Annotated in this window: 15 protein-coding genes and 3 pseudogenes; 7 read left to right on the top strand and 11 right to left on the bottom strand. The window is 66.4% G+C overall.

Going from position 1 to position 18,612, the window contains the following annotated elements; genetic code table 11:
- Positions 1-32 precede the first annotated feature (32 nt).
- From GXN78_RS35205 to GXN78_RS35180, 6 genes and pseudogenes are all read right to left on the bottom strand, one after another.
- On the bottom strand, positions 33-902 hold the full coding sequence (locus GXN78_RS35205; protein WP_106555504.1) for an ABC transporter ATP-binding protein: 870 nt from the start codon (positions 900-902) through the stop codon (positions 33-35).
- A 24-nt stretch (positions 903-926) separates the two neighbouring features.
- Positions 927-1,739, bottom strand: coding sequence for an ABC transporter permease (locus GXN78_RS35200; RefSeq protein WP_106555505.1), 813 nt, complete (start codon positions 1,737-1,739; stop codon positions 927-929).
- Positions 1,736-2,590: an ABC transporter permease gene (locus GXN78_RS35195; protein ID WP_106555506.1), complete on the bottom strand. Its 855-nt coding sequence runs from the start codon at positions 2,588-2,590 to the stop codon at positions 1,736-1,738. Before GXN78_RS35195 ends, GXN78_RS35200 begins: the two co-directional genes overlap by 4 nt.
- On the bottom strand, positions 2,580-3,686 hold the full coding sequence (locus tag GXN78_RS35190) for an ABC transporter substrate-binding protein (RefSeq protein ID WP_106555507.1): 1,107 nt from the start codon (positions 3,684-3,686) through the stop codon (positions 2,580-2,582). The genes GXN78_RS35195 and GXN78_RS35190 overlap by 11 nt, the downstream gene beginning before the upstream one ends.
- Positions 3,687-3,711: 25 nt before the next feature.
- Positions 3,712-5,212, bottom strand: a pseudogene (locus GXN78_RS35185) (amidohydrolase family protein).
- Positions 5,213-5,378: 166 nt separating this feature from the next.
- On the bottom strand, positions 5,379-6,143 hold the full coding sequence (locus GXN78_RS35180; protein ID WP_106555508.1) for a FadR/GntR family transcriptional regulator: 765 nt from the start codon (positions 6,141-6,143) through the stop codon (positions 5,379-5,381).
- A 264-nt stretch (positions 6,144-6,407) separates the two neighbouring features.
- Here GXN78_RS35180 and GXN78_RS35175 point away from each other — a divergent pair, with 264 nt between their 5' ends.
- Genes GXN78_RS35175 through GXN78_RS35145 form a run of 7 tightly spaced genes read left to right on the top strand, consistent with a single transcriptional unit; the run spans position 6,408 to position 13,755 of the window.
- Complete coding sequence (locus GXN78_RS35175; RefSeq protein WP_106555509.1) at positions 6,408-7,613, top strand: ABC transporter substrate-binding protein; 1,206 nt, start codon at positions 6,408-6,410, stop codon at positions 7,611-7,613.
- A gap of 14 nt (positions 7,614-7,627) precedes the next feature.
- Entirely contained in the window at positions 7,628-8,488 is an 861-nt protein-coding gene (locus tag GXN78_RS35170) for a branched-chain amino acid ABC transporter permease (protein ID WP_106555510.1), read from the top strand.
- 8 nt (positions 8,489-8,496) lie between these two features.
- Positions 8,497-9,465: a branched-chain amino acid ABC transporter permease gene (locus tag GXN78_RS35165; RefSeq protein ID WP_106555511.1), complete on the top strand. Its 969-nt coding sequence runs from the start codon at positions 8,497-8,499 to the stop codon at positions 9,463-9,465.
- Positions 9,462-10,232, top strand: coding sequence for an ABC transporter ATP-binding protein (locus tag GXN78_RS35160; RefSeq protein ID WP_106555512.1), 771 nt, complete (start codon positions 9,462-9,464; stop codon positions 10,230-10,232). The genes GXN78_RS35165 and GXN78_RS35160 overlap by 4 nt, the downstream gene beginning before the upstream one ends.
- Before the next feature lie 56 nt (positions 10,233-10,288).
- Positions 10,289-10,996 (top strand): ABC transporter ATP-binding protein, encoded by a 708-nt coding sequence (locus GXN78_RS35155; RefSeq protein ID WP_106555513.1) that lies wholly within the window; start codon positions 10,289-10,291, stop codon positions 10,994-10,996.
- 33 nt (positions 10,997-11,029) lie between these two features.
- The gene (locus GXN78_RS35150; protein ID WP_106555514.1) at positions 11,030-12,286 is read left to right on the top strand and encodes a Zn-dependent hydrolase; all 1,257 of its coding nucleotides are present in this window, start codon (positions 11,030-11,032) and stop codon (positions 12,284-12,286) included.
- Complete coding sequence (locus GXN78_RS35145; RefSeq protein WP_106555515.1) at positions 12,283-13,755, top strand: M81 family metallopeptidase; 1,473 nt, start codon at positions 12,283-12,285, stop codon at positions 13,753-13,755. The genes GXN78_RS35150 and GXN78_RS35145 overlap by 4 nt, the downstream gene beginning before the upstream one ends.
- 289 nt (positions 13,756-14,044) lie before the next feature.
- Here GXN78_RS35145 and GXN78_RS35140 read toward each other — a convergent pair whose 3' ends face one another.
- The 5 genes and pseudogenes from GXN78_RS35140 to GXN78_RS35120 all read right to left on the bottom strand — a co-directional run bounded on the left by GXN78_RS35140 (position 14,045) and on the right by GXN78_RS35120 (position 17,792).
- Positions 14,045-15,001, bottom strand: a complete 957-nt coding sequence (locus GXN78_RS35140; RefSeq protein WP_106555516.1) for an AraC family transcriptional regulator — start codon at positions 14,999-15,001, stop codon at positions 14,045-14,047.
- Between the two features lie 65 nt (positions 15,002-15,066).
- Positions 15,067-15,174: pseudogene (locus GXN78_RS35135) on the bottom strand (GNAT family N-acetyltransferase); the annotation flags it as partial.
- Positions 15,175-15,377: 203 nt separating this feature from the next.
- Positions 15,378-16,295 carry an NADP-dependent oxidoreductase gene (locus tag GXN78_RS35130; RefSeq protein WP_106555517.1) on the bottom strand — a complete coding sequence of 306 codons (918 nt, stop codon included), beginning with the start codon at positions 16,293-16,295 and terminating at the stop codon, positions 15,378-15,380.
- Between the two features lie 203 nt (positions 16,296-16,498).
- Positions 16,499-17,038: pseudogene (locus GXN78_RS35125) on the bottom strand (carboxymuconolactone decarboxylase family protein); the annotation flags it as partial.
- A gap of 58 nt (positions 17,039-17,096) precedes the next feature.
- Positions 17,097-17,792, bottom strand: a complete 696-nt coding sequence (locus GXN78_RS35120) for a nitroreductase family protein (RefSeq protein ID WP_106555519.1) — start codon at positions 17,790-17,792, stop codon at positions 17,097-17,099.
- Positions 17,793-18,612: the final 820 nt, after the last annotated feature.

Raw genomic sequence — 18,612 nt, 5'->3', positions numbered from 1 at the left:
CGCCACGTTCGGGCTCCGATCGGCGCCGGCGCCTACCAGGCCAGCTGCAGCCGCCCCGGCAGCCCGATGGCGATGCCGCCGGGCCGCTCGGCCGGCGGTGCGACGGCGGGCGACGCATCGGCGCCGACGTCGAGGAAGTCGCGCAGCACGTCGTCGCGCAGGGCGATGAAGGCCGGGTCGCTGCGGTTGCGCGGGTGCGGCAGGTCCACCTCCACGATGCGCCGGATGCGCCCCGGCGAGGGCTGCATGACCACCACGCGGTCGCCGAGGAAGACGGCTTCCTCCACATCGTGCGTGACCAGCAGCATGGTGATGCGCTCCTTCTGCCAGATGCGTTGCAGCTCGTTCTGCAGCCGGGAGCGGGTGAGCGCGTCCAGTGCGCCGAAGGGCTCGTCCAGCAGCAGCACGCGCGGCCGGTTGACCAGCCCGCGCGCGATTGCCACGCGCTGCGCCATGCCGCCGGAGATCTGGTGGGGGAAGGACTTCTCGAAGCCTTCGAGGCCGACCCGCGCCACATGCGCGGCCACGAGTTCGCGCTTCTGCGTGGCACTGAAGGGGGCATTGCGCAGGCCGACCGCGATGTTCTGCTCCACCGTGAGCCAGGGAAAGAGGCGGTGGTCCTGGAACACGATGCCGCGCTCGCGGCCGGTGCCCGAGACCGGCTGGCCGTCCAGCAGGATCTCGCCTTCGTACTGCGCGTCGAGGCCCAGGATCAGCCGCAGCAGGGTGGACTTGCCGCAGCCGCTGGCGCCGACGATGCTGACGAAGCGCCCGGCCGGCACGTGCAGGTCGATGCCTTCGAGCACCTGCAGTTCGCCGCCGCTCGCCTGCGTGCTGGCGTAGCGCTTGCCGAGGCCGCGGATGTCGAGTTCGTGGGTGGGGTTCGCAAGGGTGGAGGTCATGGGGATTGAGTTCTTTCTGCGCCTTCAGGTGCGCCCGGTCCAGCGGGCCAAACGACGTTCGACGGCGCGGGCCGCGGCGTTCATCGACCAGCCGACGAGGCCGATCACGAACATGCCGAAGATCACCAGGTCCATCTGGAAATGCTCGCTGCCTTCGATCAGCGTGTTGCCGATGCCGCGGCCGGCCACGAGCAGGTACTCGGCGCCGATGGTGGCGAGCCACGAGTAGATGAGCGCCAGGTAGACGCCGGTGAAGATCGACGGCAGCGCTGCCGGCAGCACCACCTGCGTGACGGTCTGCCAGCGCGTGTAGCCGTAGACCCGCGCCACCTCCAGCAGGGCTGGGGGCGTGGTGCGGATGCCGTCGCAGGTGTTGACCACCACCGGCACCAGCGCGGCCAGCGAGAGGAACACCACCTTGGCGACATCGCCGAGCCCGAACCAGACCGAGATCAGCGGAATCCAGGCGAACAGCGAGATCTGCTTGAAGGTGTTGAAGCTCGGCCCGACGATGCGGTTCGCGAGCGTCGAGAGGCCGAGCAGCGCGCCGAGCAGAAGCCCCAGCACGGTGCCGATGACGAAGCCCGTCGCCTCGCGCGCCAGGCTCGCGCCGAGGGCGCGCCAGAGCCGGCCGCTCGCCACCTGGTCGACGGCGGTGGCGAGCACCTTGCCGGGCGACACCAGCAGCGCCGAGTTGACCAGGTCGGCCGAAGACAGCGCCCACCACAGCGCGACGGCGGCCACCGGCAGCACCAGGCCGCGCCAGCGGCTGCGCTCGGCCGGCTGCAGCGGCTGTACCGCGGCGAGCTCGGCCGCGTCGCGTGTCGGGCCGCTCATCGCGCAGCTCCCGGCCGCCGGCGGTGCGCGAAGGATTCGAGCGCATCGAGCAGCCGGTCGATCGCATAGCCGATGGCGCCGACCACCACCACGGCCGCCATCACGAGGTCGAGCTGGAACAGCTGGCGGCCGTAGACGATGAGGTAGCCCAGCCCTTCGCTCGAAGCCACGAGCTCGACCACCACGAGCGACAGCCAGGCCTTGGTGAAGCCCAGGCGCAGGCCCGTGAAGAGCGTCGGCACGGCATGCGGCAGCACGATCTCCAGCACCTGCTGGCGCCGGGTGTAGCCGTAGACCTCGCCCACCTCGCGTAGCGCGAGGGGCGTCTGCCTGAAGCCCTGCAGGGTGTTGAGGGCCACCGGCACCAGCGCCGCCTTGGCGATCAGGATGTACTTGAGCGGCTCGCCGATGCCGACGATCAACAGCACGAAGGGCAGCCACGCGAGCACCGGGATCTGCACCAGCGCGTTGAAGCTGGGCAGCACATAGGCCTCGATGCGTTTCGAAAGGCCCATGGCCGAGCCCAGCAGCAGGCCCAGCGCACTGCCTGCGGCAAAGCCGACCAGCACCCGCGCCAGGCTGGCGCTCACGTGCAGCCGAAGGTCGCCGCCGCTCGCGAGGTCGCGCAGCGTCTCCCAGACGAACTGCGGCGAAGGCAGGACCTGCTGCGAGATCCAGCCTTGCGCAGCGCCGGTGGCCCAGAGCGCGAGCAGTGCGAAGGGAAGAAGCCATGGCAGCAGCGCGTCGCCGATCCGCCGCCAGGGCAGCGGTGCGGCGCGAGTCGCATCAGGTTGCTCGATGTCGAGGCCGGCGACCTGCACCGGCGCCGTGACCGCGCGCTCAGCGCTCATTGGCTGCTACCGACTGCTTGGCCCTGGGCTGACCCTTGGCGTCGTAAGCTGTCCAGTAGTTCTCCAGGCCTTGCTTCTTCAGCGCGTTCTGCAGGTAGCGCGTCTCGAACCAGCCGTCGATGGCCACTTCGCGTCGGATCAGCTTGAGCTTGAGCGCATCGGCCACCACGGCCTTGTAGCGGCCGACGATGAAGTCGTCGACCAGCGGCGAGTTGCGATCGGCCAGCGACTGCTTGTCGAATTCCGCCGCCCAGGAAGCGACCGGCGTGCCGCTCCTGGCCCAGATGCGGAACAGCGCGTCGCGGTTCTGCTCTTGCGAAGACCAATGCGCGGCGCGCACGAAGACGTCGACCACGCGCTGAACTTCGGCGCCGTTCGCTTCCTCGAACTCGCTGCGCACCAGCAGCGACGCCTGCCGCGTGAGCGCCGGGTCCTGGCCCTGCGTGGAATAGATGACCTTCGCCAGCCCCTGGTCGCGCACCTTGAACCATTCGTAGCCGCCGAAGGCTGCGTCCACGCCGTTGGACACCAGCGCCGCCTGCGCGCTGCCGGTGTCGAGGTTGACGCCCTTGATGTCGCGCTCGGCCAGGCCGTTGGCCGCCAGCACGTTGATCGCGACCAGGTGGCCGTTGGTGCCTCGGAAGATCGAGACCTTGCGGTCCTTCAGGTCTTTGACCGAACGAATGTCGGAGGCGGGCGGCGCGACCACATAGAGGTTGTTGCGCGCGCCGCTCACCACCAGGAGCCTGGTCTTCAGGCCGTTGGAGCGGCCGACGATCGACGGCAGGTCGCCCTGGTAGGCGAAGTCGATCTGCTTGTTCGACAGCGCTTCGTTCACGGCCGGGCCGGCGCCCTTGAAGAACAGCCACTCGACCTTGATGCCCGAGGCCTTGAACTCTTCTTCGAGCCAGTGGTTGACGCGCACCACGCCGCCGGGGGAGCCACCCCAGGTGACGGGTTCGCCGCCACCGGCGGTGGCGACGCCGATGCGGATCACCTCGGGTGCGGCCTGCACCGGCGCGGCGGCGAGTGCGGACAAGGCCAGCACGAACAATGCCGAGGCCGATCGGCGCAGAAGGGACAGGGTCTGTCGCATGTCTTCTTGTCCTCTCGTGTCGTGTTCAGGACGCGGCGGTCGCCAGCTTGCGTCCGACCTCCGTGCCTTCGAAGAAGCGCGGGTTGGCCTCGGTGTAGAAGCGGTGCGGGTTGTCGAACACGAGGGCCTTGAAGTCGGCCGCGGCGATCACGCCCTGCTCGACCAGGTCCCAGCTCTCGGCCAGCGGCTCGGTGAACTCGGGCACGTCCCAGTGGCCGACGTCGGAGGACCAGATGGCGTTGATCTTCGCGCCCAGCGGATTCACGCGCGTGTTGAAGGCGGCCGCCACGGTGCGGTCGTCGGCCTCGGAGCCGAAGTAGAAGTTGTCGACCCAGCGCGCGCGGATGTCCTCCGTCTTCTCGATGCCGGCCAGCGCGAAGTCGTCGATCTCCGAGGCGTCGGGCTCGCGGCTGTGGGGCAGGGCGGAGATGCCGAGGCGTGGACTCGTAGCCCGCGCGGCCCCGGATGTAGTCGGCGCCGTAGCGCTCGAACAGCGAGACCAGCAGCGCCACGTCGGCCTCGGCGGGATCGTAGTTGCGCACTGCCACGCGGTTGCGCTTCTCCCAGCGGTCGACCAGGTGCGTGTAGACATGCGCGCCCCAGTCGGCGCCGCCTTCGAGCAGGCCCACCCGCAGGCCGGGGAAGCGCCGCGTCACGCCGCCGAAGAACAGCGCCTTGGCGAAGGCCTGCGAGCCATCGGCGAAATGGCCGATGTGGTTGTTCATGTAGTTGCTGATCGACTGGCGGCCGGTCCAGCCCTGGCTGCCGTAGTGCGTGGTCACCGGCACGCCGAGCTCGACCACCTTGGCCCAGAAGGGGTCGTAGTCGTGCTCGCTGTCGATGCCGTAGAAGTCGATGTAGCCGGCCTGTTTGGCGATCTCGGGATGCTCCTTGGCGGGGTACTTGTCGGCGATGGCGCGGATCGGCCGGCGCACGCCGCCGGCGATGTTGATGACCTTGAGCCCCAGCGTCTTGACCGCGAACTCGAGTTCCTCGATGCCCTCCTGCGGCGTGTGCAGCGGAATGCCGGCCACCGGCGTCAGGCGGTCCGCATAGGCGCGGTACTGGTCGGCGTGGAAGTGGTTGATCGCGCGGTGCAGCGGCTGCCGGTACTCGCTGCCGGCCGCGGCCGGCGAGAGCACGTCGTTGGGGAACAGCACCGAGTAGTCCGAGCCCTGCTCGGCCAGCCGCTCGTACAGCAGTGCGGGAAGCGTGTAGGTCGCGAGGTCGTAGGTGTTGCGCGTCACGCGGGCCCACCAGGGCGCGCGCAGGGTGCGGTGGTACTGGCGCTCCTCGGGCGTCTGCTGGTACCAGTCCTTGCCGCCGCCGGTGCGGGTGACGAAGCGGCCGCCGAGGGCCTTGCGCAGGGCGTCGACCAAAGCGTTGCCGCCGTAGTGCTGGATGTAGTCTTCGAGCACCGGCGCATAGTCGTTGACGTGCACGTCGGTGTCGATCACCGGATGCTGAAGGCGGGCCTTGACGGCGGCGGAACGCGATGCCTGCACGCGGCTCAAGCGGTCATTCATGGGGGAAAACTCCTCGTAGGGGGACGGACGCTGCAGTCTGCGTGCGGCAGCGCCCGTTCCCAACGAAGGCTTTTGCGCATGCATAGCCGGTGCGCGCATATGGCGGGTCACTGGCGGGTCTGCGGCAGCCTCGTGCGCCGACCCGCCGGCGCGGCAAGACGGCCGGCTAGCGCTGCCCGCTCGGAAGCAGCAGGTGCCTGGCGCCGATGTGCGCTTCCATCTCGTGCATGTGGGCCTCGGCGTCGATCATGTGCTCGGCCATCAGGCGGCGCACCTCGTCGGCGTCCTCGCGGCGGTAGGCCGAGAGGAGCTGCGTGTGATAGTCGACGTTGGCCTCGCCGAAATGATGATGGTCGAGCGCCTTCTTGTAGACCACCAGGTCGCGCAGCAGGTCGTTGAGAAAGCGGCACATGAAGGAGAGCACCGGATTGGGGCAGCTCTCGGCCAGCATCGTGTGGAACGCGAGCTCGGCCTCGCGCTGCGCACGCAACTCGTCCTCGTTGGTGGGCTCGAGCGTGCAAAGGCGCACGTTTTCTTCCAGCCGCTCGAACTGCTCGGGCGTCAGTTTTCCCACCACGCTCACCGCCAGTTCGGGCTCCAGCACCTTGCGCAGCTGATAGATGTGGTGGCCATCGAGGTGATGGAAGTGCAGGAAGTTGCGCAGCGGCTCCGACGCATGGTCGAGCGACACCTGCTGCAGGTACGCGCCGCCGCCCGGACCGGTGCGTATGGAGACCAGCCCGCGCACTTCGAGCGCCTTCAGGGCCTCGCGCACCGTGCTCTTCGAATAGCCGAAGAGCTCGATCAGTTCCTTCTCGTTGGGCAGCCGGTCGCCCGGCTGCTTGCGCTCGGCAACGATCCAGCGCTTGACGTCTTCGACGATGACGTCCGAAAGCTTTTGCCGCTTGGGGCGGTTCTGCCCGAAGGTCATGGGCTTTCTTCCCCGGTGCGCACGCTTCGAGTCGTCGCCGGAGGCGGCGCTGCTTGACGATCGGACGAAGGCGGTCTCATGCGTTCAGGGCTGGGAGGTAGAGCGGGGAGCAAGTGGTATGCGGGCATTGGGCCTGTGCATCTGTCGGATTTTGGCATGCAGATTGCTAGAGGGTTTTTACCAGCATATTAATCATATTTATCCACTTAAATTGCTGGCCATTCCGCAGCCCCTCCTCTTCCACACCACGACCGGAGAACCCCCATGCAGCGCAGACACCTGCTTCAACTCGCCGCCCTGTCGGCCGCGCCAGCCTCGCTACTGGCCGGCCGCGCCGCCTTTGCCCAATCGGCCGATGCCATCCGCTTCGGTTGCCCGGTGCCCATGTCGGGCGCGTTCGCCGCCAACGGCAAGTTCGCGGACCTGGGCATGAAGCTGGCCATCGAGCAGTACGGCCGCGTGCTCAAGCGTCCCCTGGCCTACACCGTGCTCGACACCGAAGGCAAGCCCGCCACCGCCGTGCGAAAGGTGCAGGAAGCGTCGCAGCAGCAGGGCACGAACTTCTTCGCGGGCGGCATCCTGTCCTCGGAAGCACTGGCAATGGGCAAGGAAGCCGAGAAGGCCGGCGGCATCTTCATCACCACCGCGGGCGCCGACGAAATCACGGGCAAGGACTGCAACCCCGCCACCTTCCGCTGGTCGGTGCCCACCTTCGGCGCCATCGAGCAGACGGTGCGCCCGTTGATCGCCACGATGCCCAAGGCCAGGCGCTGGTACACCATCACGCCGCAGTACGTGTTCGGCGACGGCCTGCTGAGTGCGGCCAAGAATATCTTCGCGGAGAAGGGCATCGAGCACGTGGGCAACAGCTACCACTCGCTCAACGAGAAGGAATTCAGCGGCTACCTCACCAACGCCATGGCCGCCAAGCCCGACGTGCTGCTGCTGCTGAACTTCGGCGCGCAGTCGTCGGCCGCGTTGCGCCAGGCGGTCAGCTTCGGCATGCACAAGAACATGACGATCCTCATAGCCTGGGCCTCGGGCCTGGAGCAGTTCGACGAACTGGGCGCCGACCTGTGCGACGGTGTCTATTTCGGTGCGCAGTACTGGCACACCGCCGACACGCCCCTCAACAAGAGCCTGGTGAAGCTCGCGGCCGACCAGTTGAAGATCGTGCCCAACTACAGCCTCGCGGGTTCGTATGTCTGCACCAAGATCCTCCTCGACGGCATCGTGAAGGCGGGCACGGTGGACCAGAAGGCCGTGATCGCGGCGCTCGAAGGCATGAAGTACGACGGGCTCACGGGCGCCGAGGAAATCCGCAAGGCCGACCACCAGGTCATCAAGGACTACTACCTGCTCAAGGGCAAGCCGAAGTCGAAGATGAAGAACCCGGCCGACTTCGTGGACGTGGTGAGTTCCGGCAAGTCCTTTCTCCCTCTCGACAAGACCGGCTGCAAGCTGGGCTGACCCCGCGCTTGCCCATGACCGTCTATCTGCTCCAGACCATCAACGGAATCGGCATCGGCATGCTGTATTTCCTGCTGGCCGTCGGCTTGTCCATCGTGTTCGGCCTGCTGCGCTTCGTGAATTTCGCGCATGGCGCCTTCTATCTGCTGGGCGCCTATCTGTGCTTCCAGGCCATGCAATGGGGGCTCGATTTCTGGGCCGCGCTGGTGCTGGTGCCGTTGTTCGTGGGCGCGCTGGGCTGGCTGGCGGAGAAGCTGCTGCTGCGCCGCGTGTACGCCAAGGCGCACGAGTTCCACATCCTCGTGACCGTGGGGCTTGCGCTCGCGGTGCAGGAGCTCGTCATCGTGTCCTGGGGGCCGCTCGGCAACAGCGTGCCGACGCCCGAGCTGCTGCAGGGGGTGGTGATCTGGGGCAGCTTCGTCTATCCCAAGTACCGGCTGTTCGTGATCGGCTCCACCGCCGTGCTGGCGGTGCTGCTGTGGTGGGTGCTCGAAGGCACGCGCCTCGGCAGCGCAGTGCGCGCGGGCAGCGAGTCGACCGAAATGGTGTCGCTGCTCGGCATCAATGTGTTCCGGGTGTTCAGCCTGGTGTTTGCGCTGGGGGCAGCGACCGCGGCACTCGCCGGCGTGCTGGCCGCGCCGATCCGCGGCGCGGAGCCTTTCATGGGCGTCGAGGCGCTGGGCGTCGCCTTCGTGGTGGTGGTGATCGGCGGGCTCGGCAGCTTTGCCGGCGCACTCGTCGGCGGCTTGCTCATCGGCATCGTGCAGAGCCTGATGAGCACCATCTGGCCGCCGGGCGCGAGCCTGATGATCTACATCGCGATGGCTGCAGTGCTGCTGCTGCGCCCGCACGGCCTGCTCGGCCGCAGAGGATGAACCACGCCATGCCGAGAAAAATCACTTTCCTCCTGGCGCTGATCGTCGCGCTCGGCCTGCCGCTGGTGCTGCGCTCGGGCTCGCTCGCGAGCGAGGTGCTGATCTATGCGCTGGCGGCCCTGGGCTGCAATCTGCTGCTGGGCTATACGGGCCTGCTCTCGTTCGGACAGGGCATCTTCTTCGGGCTGGGCAGCTACACCATCGCGATCCTGCTCACACGGCTGCAGCTGCCGATGCCCCTCGCGCTGCTGGCGGCCATCGCCATGGGCGCGCTCGGTGCAGCGGTGGTCGGCTGGGTGGCCATTCGCCAGCGCGGCACCTACTTCGTGATGCTCACGCTGGCGTTCGCGCAGATGTTCTACTTCGTGGCGTACACCGCGTCGGGGCTCACCGGCGGCGACAACGGGCTGCTCGACGTGCCGCGTCCCGCCTTCCTGGACACGCCCTGGAAGTACTACGCCTTCGTGGCCGTGATGTTCCTCATCGCGTTCGGCCTGCTGCTGCGCGTGACCGACTCGGTGTTCGGGCGCACGCTGCTGGCCATCCGCGACAACGAGGACCGCGCCGCCGCGGTGGGCTACGACCTCAAGCGCTTCAAGCTGCTGGCGTTCGTGATCTCGGGCGCCGTGACCGGCCTGGCGGGCGGCCTGCACGCGATGATGACGGGCATCGCACCGCTGTCGAACGCCGAGTACCACACGAGCGAGATGATCCTGGTCATCACCGTGATCGGCGGCACCGGCAACCTCTTCGCCTCGGTGCTGGGCTCCGCTTTCTACGTGCTGCTGGCCGACTGGCTCTCCACGCTCTGGCCGCGATGGCTCTTGCTGCTGGGGCTGCTGTTGATCGCGGTGAGCATCGGCATGCAGCGCGGCCTCTGGGGCCTGGGCGAGAGCGCATGGCGCCGCTTGTTCCGCAAGGGTCCGGCCGAAAACGACGCACCGAAGGCGCCTGCAGCGCAGGGGCAAGAGGCATGAACCCATCCGTACTCATCGAAGCCATCGGCATCACCAAGCACTACGGCAAGTTCGCCGCGCTCGGCGGGGTCGACCTGAAGATCGAGCGCAACACGGTGCACTCGGTGATCGGGCCCAACGGCGCGGGCAAGACCACGCTGTTCCATATGCTGACGGGCACCGGCACCACCACCGGCGGCCGCATCCTGTTCGACGGCCACGACGTGACCCGCGAGCCCGATCACAAGCGCGTGCAGCGCGGCATGGCGCGCTCGTTCCAGGTGACCAGCCTGTTCGCGAGCCTCCCGGTGCGCGAGAACCTGCGCGTTGCGGCGCAAGGCCTCGCGCCGCGCCAGGCCATGAACTGCTGGAACGCACCGGTCGGCGAGCGTGCCTGCGCGGACACCGTGGCCGAAGTGCTGGAGCGCGTGGGCCTCGAGCGGCTGGCCGACACGCCCGCCGGCGAGCTTTCGCATGGCCAGCAGCGCCGCCTCGAAGTGGGCATGGCGCTCGCGGCGAAGCCCAAGGCCATCTTCCTGGATGAACCGACCTCGGGCATGGGCATCGACGACCTCGACGACATGAAGCGGCTGATCCGCGGCCTGCGGGACGCGCACACCGTGCTGCTCATCGAGCACAACATGAACATCGTGATGGACATCTCCGACACCGTGACCGTGATGCAACAGGGCCGGGTGCTGGCCGAGGGCCTGCCGGGCGACATTCGTTGCGACGCGCGCGTGCGCACGGCCTACCTCGGCAACATGATCACCGGGGGCAAAGCATGAGCCGCACGGCCGTCCCGAAGGCTCATAGCACCGCAGCCGAAGGCGAAGGTACTCCGATGAGCAATATGCTGGAAGTCGACAAGCTGCACAGCCACTACGGCAAGAGCCATGTGCTGCAGGGTGTGTCGATGCGCGTCGGCGAGGCCGAACTGGTCACGCTCCTGGGCCGCAACGGGGCGGGCAAGTCGACGACGCTCAAGAGCATTGCCGGTGCGGTCACACCCACCAGCGGCCGCGTGCGCTTTCAGGGCACGGACATCGCGGGCCTGCCGCCGCACCGCATTGCCACCCGCGGCGTGTGCCTGGTCCCCGAGCACCGCGGCGTCTTCAAGCTGCTGACGGTGGAAGAAAACCTCCTGCTCGGCCAACGGCGCGAGTCGCCCTGGCAGCTCGCGGACATCTACCGCATCTTTCCGCGCCTGAAGGAGCGGCGCCGCAACGGCGGCGGGCAACTCTCGGGCGGCGAGCAGCAGATGCTGGCCATTGGCCGCGCGCTGATGAACCATCCGCGATTGCTGATTCTCGACGAGCCGGTCGAAGGTCTCGCGCCGGTCATCGTGGAGGAAATCGTCGCGCAGCTCAAGACCATCAAGGCGGCCGGCGTGGCCATCCTGCTGGTCGAGCAGAACCTGGAGGTCTGCGTGCAACTGGCGGACCGCCACTACATCCTGGAACAGGGCGTGATCGTGCACGAGGCCGGCAATGCGGCCTTCATGGCCGACCACGAGGTGAAAGACCGCTATCTGGGCGTGGGCCTTGTTTGAGGCTCGCGCATCCCTTCCGCACTTGCAAAAGCCATGAACTCACACACCCAACTCCGCGTCAACGGCGAGCGGCTCTGGCGCTCGCTGATGGAACTGGCCCGGATCGGCGCCACCGAGAAGGGCGGCGTGTGCCGCATCGCACTGACCGACCTCGACAGGCAGGGCCGCGACCTCTTTGCCCGCTGGGCGCGCGAAGCCGGCTGCGAGCTGCGAGTCGACCAGATCGGCAACGTCTTTGCGCGCCGCGCCGGCCGCGACAACACGCGCCCCGCAGTCGTCACCGGCAGCCACATCGATACCCAGCCCACGGGCGGCAAGTTCGACGGAAACTACGGCGTATTGGCCGGGCTGGAGGTGATCCGCACCCTGAACGATGCCAAGGTCGTCACCGAAGCACCGCTGGAAGTCGCCGTGTGGACCAACGAGGAGGGCTCGCGCTTCGTGCCCGTGATGATGGGTTCGGGCGTGTTCGCCGAAGCCTTCACGCTCGAGCACGCGCTGGCCCAGCGGGACCACGACGGCATCAGCGTGGCCGAGGCGCTGGCGTCGATCGGCTATGCGGGCGCGGCGCCGGCTTCGGCCGCGGCCTCGCCCTTGGGCGCCTATTTCGAGGCGCATATCGAACAGGGTCCGGTGCTCGAGGCGAATGAACGCGTCATCGGCGTGGTCGAGGGCGCGCTGGGCCAGCGCTGGTACGACGTGGTGATGCAGGGCATGGAGGCGCATGCCGGCCCGACCCCGATGGAGCTTCGCAAGGACGCGTTGCTCGCGGCTTCCGAACTCGTGATCGAGGTCAACCGCATTGCGCTGGCCCATGCGCCGCATGCACGCGGTACCGTCGGCTGGATCGAGAACTATCCCAATTCACGCAACGTGATTCCGGGACGCGTGAAGCTCAGTGTGGACTTGCGCGCGGCGGACGACGTGGTGCTGTCGGCCATGGACGCCGAACTGAAGGCCGCGGTGCAGCGCATCGTCGCCAAAGGCAAGGTCGAGACGACGGTGGAGCAGGTGGTCTACTTTCCGCCGCAGCCCTTCACGCCCACGCTCGTCTCGGCCGTGCGCGAGGCCGCGCAGGCGCAGGGCATGACCTGGATGAACCTGATCAGCGGTGCCGGCCACGACGCCGTGTACCTCGCGCGCGCGTGCCCCACGGCGATGATCTTCGTGCCCTGCCTCGACGGAATCAGCCACAACGAGATCGAAGATGCGCAGCCCGATCACCTGGAAGCGGGTTGCAATGTGCTGCTGCAGGCGATGCTGCAAAGCGCGGGAGTCGCGTTCTCATGAAGGTGCTGATTGCGCGGCTCAACCACGAGACCAATACCTTCTCGCCGGTGCCCACGCCGCTCGCGGCTTTCGGGCCCTACGGCCCGAGCTTCGGCGAGCAGGCCTACCGCGACAACAAGGGCATGCGTACCGCGATGTCGGCCTTCATCGACCTGGCCGAGCAGGTGGGCGCGACGGTGGTCACGCCGCTGTCGGCTTCGGCCAACCCGAGCGGGCCGGTCGACGCGCAGGCCTACACCACGCTCACTCGATGCATCGTCGATGCGGCGCCGGGCTGCGATGCCATCCTGCTCGACCTGCACGGCGCCATGGTGGCGCGGAACAGCGAGGACGGCGAGGGCGACCTGCTGGCCCGGGTGCGCGCGGCGGCTCCCGGCGTGCCCATCGGCGTGGCACTCGACCTGCACGCCAACGTCACGCCTGCGATGGTCGGCAATGCGGACGTGATCGTCGGCTTCAAGACCTATCCGCACACCGACATGTACGAGACGGGCGAGCATGCCGGCCGCCTCGTTTTCAAGATGTTGGCGGGACGCGGCAAGCCCGCCATGCGCTGGCATCCATTGCCCCTGATGGCCCACACGCTGCGCAGTGCATCGTTCACCGGCGCGATGCAGCGGGCGATCGAGGCGGCGCGCGCCGCCGAGCAGTTCGAATCGCTCGCGGTGTCGATCTTTGCCGGCTTCTCGCTGTCGGACATCGAGGCACCCTGCATGAGCGTGGTCGTGGTCGACGCACGGTCGCCCGAGCGGGCGCAAGCCACGGCTGACCGGATCGCCGGGCAGATGTGGGACGAGCGCGAGGCTTTCGTCTACCGCAGCGAGCCGTTGGCCGAGTCGATTGCGCGAGCCAGGCAGATCGCCGACGGCGCGACGCGGCCGGTGCTGCTGCTCGACCATGGCGACAACTGCATGTCGGGCGGCAGCTGCGACACCATGGACGTGCTGCAGGAGGCGCTGGCGCAGGGGCTCGACGGCATCGGCGTCGGTCCGCTGTGCGACCCCGAGGCGGTGGGCGAGCTCATCGCGGCAGGCGAGGGCGCGACGGTGACGGTGGCGCTCGGCAACAAGGTGTCGCTGGCAGGCATTGGACTCTCCAAGACGCCCGTTGCGCTGACCGGCGTGGTGCGCACCATCGGCAACGGCGAATACGTGATCACCGGCCCCACCTACACCGGCCAGCGCAGCAGCATGGGCCGCACGGTGCTGTTCGACATCGGCGCGGCGCGCATCGTCGTCACGGAGCGCACGCAGGAGCCCTGGGACATCGGCGTCTTCGCATGCGCGGGGCTCGATCCACGCAAGGAGCGCTTCCTGCTGCTCAAGTCGCGCATGTACTGCCGGCCGGTGTTCGAGCCGATCTCCGCCGCGCTGGTCGAGTGCGACAGCCCGGGCGTGACCAGTTCGGACTACAGCCTGTTCCCGTTCTCCAAGGTGCGCCGCCCGGTGTTTCCGCTCGACGCGGTCTGATCGCGGCGTGATCACCCTCGAGCGGCGCTGCATCAAGCAGGACGGCGGTTGCCCAGGAAATGCGGGCCACGATGATGTACCGCCGTCGGCCCCGTTGACCATGCTGGCTTGACCAAGTGTTCCAGCGGATCCCATCTGCTGAGCTCCTCCGTTGAAGGTCTGGTTTCGGAACAGTCCAAAGACGGCTTAGGGAGCGTCCGCGCCGCTTGGCGATGTGGCAGGATGCGGCCCAACACCAGACCTTCGCCGAGCACCTCCAGTAACCCGACCTACCAATAAATGAGCGCCATTAACGACCCTCACGCGCCGCAAGGCGCCATTGCCCGGGCGTCACTCCCATCCATTCGGCAAACGCACGCCGGAATGCTGCCTCGGATTGATACCCTACGGACTCGGCTACGGCCGCGGTTGTAATCCCCGGCTTCGTCAACTCGTTGGCGGCCAGACTCATGCGGATATCGGTCAACAGTTCGATGGCCGAGCGCCCCAGCTTGTCCTGAAAGTGCCGCATAAAGGTAGCGCGCGACATGCTGCACAAGTCGGCCAGTTCAGGCAGCTTCCAAGGGCGTGCCGGATCAGCAAATAGGGCTGAAATGGCCGGCGCCAGGCGTGGATGGCCGGCCAACGCCAACAAGCCTGCGGGGGCATGCTCGGATTCGCTTGCTGCACGCAGTACGAGTGTGAACAGCGCGGAGGACAGCGCGTTCAGTACGGCATTTCCGCCCAGTTTGTCGCTGGTGGACTCAAGCCGCATCAGGCCCATCAGACCGCTCAGGTGCTGTGAAGCGGAGCTGACACCTTCGCCGACATTGCTGTCGGACGCCCGTATGACGACATTCGTGGGCAGGTAATTGCGAATCAAGCGGTCATGCGGTTGCCTGACGAAGAACCTCCCGCACAACAGATCCAGACGCTCGCCCGAGCCATCGTTCTCGCTGAGCATCCAACCTCCCGAATCTCGGCGATTGTGTGTGGGCGCCGGGGCCGCTCCACTGCCATCGTCCAGCACGTGCTCCGAGCCGTGAGGCAGCAGCACAATGTCTCCGCCCATCAGTTCCGCGACCGTCTCCATCTTTGAATCTTTGAGAATGGCCCGGCCCTTGAGCACGATGTGGTAGGGAATCTCGTCTGCCGCGGCCTGGGGCCAGGAGACGCGCCAAGGCGCGCCGTAAGCGCAGCGGACCTCCAGCCGGCCTGTGACAGTGATCATTTGCAGGAGCTGGCTCAGCCAGTCGACTTCGGACATGGGATTTCGGGAGGTGAAAGTGCTCAACAATCGTATCGCGGTAGCGTAAATGGCACCCGTAACACTCACTCCTCCGGAAGGGCTTGGCCGAAATGCAAGGCTCGAGAAAGCAGCCCCTGCCTGAAGTAAAAGCGCTGGCCGCGCGAGTTGCCGAGGGCCGTATCGAGAATCAGCTGCTTGCGGCAGAGCCGACGGCCCACGGTGGTGATGCAGGGCAAAAGCTCGGGCCTGGACGCGATCGAAATCACGACCATTCGACCTCGTGATGCATCAACGACGCAGGCGTCCTCCAGGATGCATGACGACCGATCGCCATGCACCCAAGCGGCACCGCGATGACGTGCAAGGGACGCGGAACTGCGCTCCTGCCGGCTCGTCACGAACGAATCCGGATGACCGTCTTCCCATTGATCCTCTCGGTGCGGGTGAAGGCGGCGACAGCATTTTCGAGGGGCACAACCCTGGCGATGTGCGTCCGCAGTCGTCCGTCCCGCACCCGCTGGACGATCTCACCAAGTTGTGCACGGTCGGACTCGACAACGAAGTCGACCGCCAAGCCGTCGGTGGGCCGCGCTTCTGAGGGCCCTACGACGGAGACCAACGTTCCTCCTGTTCGCACCAGGCGCGCGGACCGTTTCCCGATCTCGCCGCCGATGAGATCGAACACCAGATCCACGCCGCCGACGTTTTCGAGGACCTCGTTATCGAGGTCGACGAACTCGTTCGCGCCGAAATCCAGAGCAGCCTGACGGTCAGCGGCGCGTCCGGTACCGACGACGTAGGCGCCGAACTCACGCGCGAGTTGCGTCACGATTGATCCAACAGCGCCGGCAGCGCCGTGGGCGAGTATCGTTTGGCCAGCACGAAGGCGGCCATGATCAAATAGTCCCTGCCACGCGGTGAGGCCCGAGATTGGCAGGCTGGCGCCTACGGCAAAGTCGACATCACCTGGCAGGGACGCCAGGTTGCGGCCCTCGACCGCCACATGCTCGGCCAGTGTACCGTCGCGATACCAATCGGTGATGCCCAATACCCGCTGGCCCACCGAGAGTCCCGTCGTGCCGTAGCCGAGAGCGGTGACCACTCCGGCGAACTCGTGTCCTGGGATGGACGGTGTTCGGTTCCGGCTGACGCGATCGGTCCAAGTCGAAGGCCACGCTAACTCAGTGCCGACGAATCCCGACGCATAAACCTGAACGACGACTTCGTTGATCGCAGGCACCGGATCGGGCCGCTCCACCAGCTTCATCCCGGCTTTTCCCGCCGCCTGGTCCGTAACAACAATCGCTTTCATGAGATCTCTCCGTATTAAGTTGCCTGGTTAGGATCGGCGGCGGTGACAGCGAAGGCGGCCAAGGCCCTTCAATCCGCGTTCTGACTGCGCCGCCGGCGCCGCAATATCCGATGACTGAGCCATCACTCTTGCTCGTAGGTGTGGGTTCGCACTTGACTGAAGCTTTCCGCCTCCGAGGTGGTCGGAGCGACAGGTTGCGTTCTGATAGAGCCGGCCGGGGCAACGGCGGGAAAGTCCTTCTCGAGATCGAACACGTTGTTGAAGAAGTTCGTCAGCGAGTACATGGCCACCAGTGCGACGATTTCGATAACGTGCGCCTCCGTGTAGCCAGCATCGCGAACGGCTTGCAGATCGGCGTCACTGACTTTGCCGCGGTTCTCGATGACTTTGCGCGCGAATTGGACGGCAGCGTGCCGCTTAGGATCGGTGGCATGTCCCAGCCGAGCGAGGATGATTTCGTCGGCAGACATCTTGGCCATCCGCTCGGCCGTAAAGCTGTGAACCGTGAGGCAGTAATCGCACCCATTCACTTCCGAGACTGCAAGGCCGATGCTGTCGCGCGTCTTCACGTCCAGCACCTTGCTCAGCGAGCCGAGCAGTGTGGCCCATGAGTTGAACGCGATCGGGCTCTGCGCGAAGGTCGCCATCATGTTTGGGGTGAAGCCGATGTTCTTGGTGAACATATCGAGGGTCGGCTTCGACTCTGCCGGCACTTGTTGCGGCGTGGGTAGCGTTCTGGGCATCGTAGGCTCCTTAGATTTTCAACAGTTGGGAAATAGGGGGGCAAGGGTCTGTGCTTGGCTATACGAGATCCAACACATCGGCGACTGGACGGCGCGGCTTTTGCGGCCAATTTCCCGCTCGCTCTGCACCGACGGTTACCAACATGACCGGCACTTCGTTCTCGGCCAGCGCGAACTCGCGGACCAGCGCTTCAGCGTCGAAACCGATCATGGGCGTCGAGCCAAGGCCCCAAGACCGGGCCACGTACATCAGTGCCGTCGCGGCGATGGCACCAGTGCGCACCGCCTCGTCTCGCTGCTGCTGCGGGTCCTCGGCATACAGACTACGAGCGGGGTTCTCCCACTCCGGCACCATCGTTGCCGGCATGATGCCCGCTTGCACCAACGGTGCCAGGCGCTGCGGAATCACGCTGGCATCGGCCAACTGGCCGCAGATGATGAAGGTGACTGCAGCGTCTGTGATCGGGGGTTGATTCCACGCAATCGGACGCAACCGAGCTTTGGCTTCCGGCGTGCGTACGGCGATGAAGCGCCAGTTCTGCAAGTGGAAGGACGTCGGCGCGGTCGTGGTGATACGCACCAGCTCACTGATTTGTTCGTCGCTCAAGGTAGCGACCGGGTCGTAGTACTTGGCTGCGCTACGACTCAGGATGGTTTCGACGACAGGATTGGTCGCAGGGATCCCGTCCTGGACTAGTGCGCGGACATTCGCGGTGACGCGGCGGGCAGATTGGATGGCAGGAATATCAGTCATGGTTCAGCTTCTTCATCAATAGGAGCCGCAACTTTAAGATCCGGGAATGCAAATGACGATGCTTGTTTGCATCGTTTTTATGCTCGAAAGGATCACATGCCGGCAATGCATCGGAGCTCCCCTGGTTGGGGAAAGTGCGGTCCGGTCGGGAACGGAATCGCCGAGGACACGGAGCAGGGCATGTCGCTTAAGGCCGAGTCCGACCAAACAATTCCCTCTGGCGTAATGCATCGGACGCAAACGCTCAAAGGCGGCGATGTGAGCCGAAAGGTGAGCGGCGACGGCAGAGAGCTCTGGGCCCTGATGGCCACCCGCGAGCGACTGTGCTGCCGCGCCGCCGCAAGCCGAGATCTTGTGCTTCACAAGATCGACCGCCTTTGAGACCACCAGGACCGCGGGGACGGGATCCGCGCCTCAAGCACCAGCGGCACCTACGGGGTGGATGTGTTGGCAACGTTATCGGCGGCAGCGGCTTCGGTGACGCGATTCACATCGCGGCCGCCGCGGGCGGCATAGTCAACATCGGCGCCGGCGCAACCATCAACGGCAGACGCGATCTCCCAAGCGCTTCACGCGATGCAGTACGAAGCAGCGCTTCAAATGCGGCTGAACGTCAAAGGGCAAGATGCGGCCATGACCGCCGGTCGCTCGGACAGCTGAATCGAACTTCCGGTTCAGACGTGATTCCGGTCCTCCGCGACGACAACGGCTCTCCGCACTAGAGCGGATGCATCGGGCTGAAAAAGACGCCGCAAAGCGGTCTCTGGATCAGGCGGCCCGGGGCGACGTTGGCACCTCGGAGGTAGAAAACACCACGCAC

The organism is Variovorax sp. WS11 (assembly GCF_010499245.1).
Taxonomy (GTDB): Bacteria; Pseudomonadota; Gammaproteobacteria; order Burkholderiales; family Burkholderiaceae_C; genus Variovorax.
Note: the sequence above shows the minus strand (reverse complement) of the source record. Positions and strands in the feature narration are given on the sequence as shown.